At 68.8% G+C, this 3,049-nt stretch carries 4 protein-coding genes; 1 reads left to right on the forward strand and 3 read right to left on the reverse strand.

Annotated features, from left to right (window positions below):
* Positions 1-37: 37 nt before the first annotated feature.
* Entirely contained in the window at positions 38-661 is a 624-nt protein-coding gene (upp, locus tag U9980_RS05820) for a uracil phosphoribosyltransferase (RefSeq protein ID WP_322751004.1), read from the reverse strand.
* A gap of 54 nt (positions 662-715) precedes the next feature.
* Here upp and deoC point away from each other — a divergent pair, with 54 nt between their 5' ends.
* The gene (deoC, locus tag U9980_RS05825) at positions 716-1,513 is read left to right on the forward strand and encodes a deoxyribose-phosphate aldolase (RefSeq protein WP_416210164.1); all 798 of its coding nucleotides are present in this window, start codon (positions 716-718) and stop codon (positions 1,511-1,513) included.
* Positions 1,514-1,595: 82 nt separating this feature from the next.
* Here the strand turns inward: deoC and U9980_RS05830 are convergent, their stop codons facing one another.
* Positions 1,596-2,297 carry a hypothetical protein gene (locus U9980_RS05830; protein WP_322767002.1) on the reverse strand — a complete coding sequence of 234 codons (702 nt, stop codon included), beginning with the start codon at positions 2,295-2,297 and terminating at the stop codon, positions 1,596-1,598.
* Between the two features lie 119 nt (positions 2,298-2,416).
* Positions 2,417-3,049 (reverse strand): DNA-3-methyladenine glycosylase I (locus U9980_RS05835; protein ID WP_322767003.1); only part of this gene is annotated, 633 nt, incomplete at its 5' end.

The raw sequence follows: 3,049 nt of genomic DNA on the forward strand, positions 1-3,049 counted from the left end.
GGCCGGGGGCCGATACGTCGTTGATGCGCGGGGACAGTCAGACCGCGCCGAACTGGCGGTCGCCGGCATCCCCGAGACCCGGGACGATGAAGGCGTCGTCGTTCAGCCGCTCGTCGATGCTCGCGGTGACCACCCGCACGTCGAAACCGCTCGCGTCCAGTGCCGCGATGCCCTCGGGTGCGGCGAGCACGCAGATCATGATCATACCGGTAGCCCCGCGGTCGGCCAGCAGGTTCAGGCAGTGTGCCGCTGATCCACCGGTGGCGAGCATCGGGTCCAGGAGCAGCACCGGATACCCGGCGAGGTTCTCCGGCAACGACTCCAGGTAGGCGTGCGGTTGGAAGGTCTTCTCGTCCCGGGCCAGGCCGATGAAGCCCGTCCGCGCCTCGGGCAGCAGGCCGAGCGCCGCCTCCAGCATCCCCAGCCCGGCCCGCAGCACCGGGATGACGATCGGTGCCGTGGCCAGCCTGCGCCCGCTGGTGGGGGTGAGCGGGGTGGCCACGGTGTACCCGACGGTGACCAGCTCCCGGGCAGCCTCATAGATCAGCATGGTCGCCAGTTCACGCAAGGCCACCCGGAACACGGGCGGTTCGGTGCTCTTGTTACGCAGCACCGTCAACCGCGCCGCTACCAGGGGATGTTCGACGACGTCGACCCGCACGATTCGTTCGCCTCCTGCACAGTGCCATGGTCCCGTTCGCTTCCACCCGCAATGATGGGCTGCATGGCAAGCATCTCCCCCGGTGAGGACGGTCCAGGCCGTGAGGACCGTCCAGTCGGAGCCGGCGGATCCGCGCCTGGTGCTCCACTGCCGCGCCGGTCCGAACTGGCCCGGATGATCGATCACACTCTGTTGCGGCCCGAAGCCGCCGGCGAGGAGGTCCTCGCGTTGTGCACCGAGGCGACCGAGCTCGGAGTCGCCACGGTGTGTGTCGCGCCCACCCACGTCTACCTGGCGGCCGCCGCGGCACGTCGTAGCGGCCCGGACGGCTCACAGGCCCGATCGGCCGATCCCGCATTCGCGGTCGCCTCGGTGATCGGCTTTCCGCACGGTACCCACCTGACCGTCGTCAAGGCCGAGGAGGCACGCCGGGCGGTGGCCGACGGCGCGGACGAGATCGACCTGGTCATCGACCTGGCCTGCGCGATGGAGGGGAACTGGCGGTCGATCGAGACCGAGATCGCGGAGGTACGACTGTCGGTCCCACCGCACGTGATCCTCAAAGTGATCATCGAAAGTGCCCTGCTCCCGGACGCGAGCATCACGGCGGCCTGCCGGGCAGCTGAAACGGCCGGTGCCGAGTTCGTGAAGACCTCGACCGGCTTTCACCCCGCCGGCGGGGCGAGCCTGCGGGCGGTACGGGTGATGCGGGCGACGATCGGTGGCCGGCTCGGCATCAAGGCCAGCGGCGGCATCCGCACCGCCGAACAGGCACTCGCGTTCGTCGAGGCTGGCGCGACCAGGCTCGGCATGTCCGCCACCCGCGACGTCCTCGCTGCCGTCCCCGAATAAGAACGCCCGGCAATAGGGCCGTCCCCGAACGTCCGCTTCGCGAAAATTCGGGGACCCTGGCACTCGGACGGGTCATCACGTGTCATTTTCGGGCCGACACCTCCTTCGCCGGCACATCCTTCGGCGGCACATCCTTCGGCGCCGGCGCCTTCGCAGCCGTCGCTGCCACTGCCTCCGGCGACGCCGCCTTGGCCGACGCCGCCTTGGCCGACACGGCCTTCGCCGGCGCTGGCTTCGATGACACTGCCTTGGCCGACATCGCCTTGGCTGACAGCGCCGTCGCCGACATCGCCCTGTTGGCTACGTTGAGAAACCTTTCGTTCGCGGCGGTGAGCTCCGCGGACTCGGCGCCGGCCTGCTGCGCCCAGGCGTCGTAGGTGTCGCCAGCCCGATAGCCTCGCAGCACCTCGGTCAGCCGTTGCGTGCTTTCGACCGCCTCGTCATAGTGCCGTACGACGGCCGAGGCCGGGCCGAATCTGATACACAGCCGCCCATAGGCGGTGCGAGCCGCTTCGTTCGCCTCGTTGCGACGCTTGAGGCATTCCCGTGCCTCGTCGTCGTTGTCCATGATTCCCCTGGACCACAGCCCGATACATTGCCCGGTGGTTCGCTGGGATCTCGCCAGCTGCTCGGCTGCGAAGTCGAGCACGTCAAGCCATTCCTTTCCAATGGCGAGCCGTTGCGACCGCCGCGACTCCAGCCGGCCCGCCAGCGCCAGGATTCCCGGCACGCCCAGGCCGGTCACGGCCACGCTGACAATCGCGAGTACCACTACGTCCGACATGATCAGTTATCGTAGCGGATCAGCCCGGCCCATCGGGACCGCGCGACCTCGCGGGGTCGGCCCGAGCTGGGCCCGCACCCTCGGACGCAGGCCGTGCCGGTGGACGGATCACCCACCGGCTACCTGTTCACGCAGGCGGCGAGGTGGTCGTTGACCAGGCCACACGCCTGCATCAGGGCATAGGCTGTCGTCGGGCCGACAAAAACGATGCCGCTGGCTTTCAGTGCCTTCGCCAGCGCCACCGACTCAGCTGTGGAGGCGGGTACGTCGGCGATCACAGCCGGTGCCAGCGGGGCCGCCGTGGCAGCGGGCCGAAACGACCAGACCAGTTCGCCCAGAGGGCCAAAGGTGGCGCGATCATAGTTCTTTCGCGCCACCGGAGGCCCCGTCCCCCGGAGCAATAATGGCACGTCCAGCGCCAGGACCGCACGGGCATTGCTAATGGTCGCAAGAATCTTCCGCCGGTTGCGGACTATGCCCGCGTCCGCCATCAGCCGCTCGACATCAGCCGAATCGAATGACGCGACGACCGTCGGATCGAATCCCGCGAACGCGCGCCGGAAAGCCTCCCGCTTGCGCAGGATCGTCAGCCAGGAAAGACCGGACTGGAATGCTTCGAGGCTGAGGCGTTCAAACAGGCCGACGGTGTCGTGGACCGGACGCCCCCATTCCTCGTCGTGATAGGCGATGTACTCGGGCGCGGACAGTGCCCAGGGACAGCGCGGACGGCCGTCCGGCCCGGCCGCGACGCC

Origin of the sequence: Protofrankia sp. Cr1 (genome assembly GCF_963555865.1) — a bacterium.
Classification (GTDB): Bacteria; Actinomycetota; Actinomycetes; order Frankiales; family Frankiaceae; genus Protofrankia.

Coding starts and splice junctions, on each gene's coding strand:
- U9980_RS05830 (WP_322767002.1), bottom strand. CDS start 2,297: ATGTCGGACGTAGTGGTACTCGCGATTGTCAGCGTGGCCGTGACCGGC.
- deoC (WP_416210164.1), top strand. CDS start 716: ATGGGCTGCATGGCAAGCATCTCCCCCGGTGAGGACGGTCCAGGCCGT.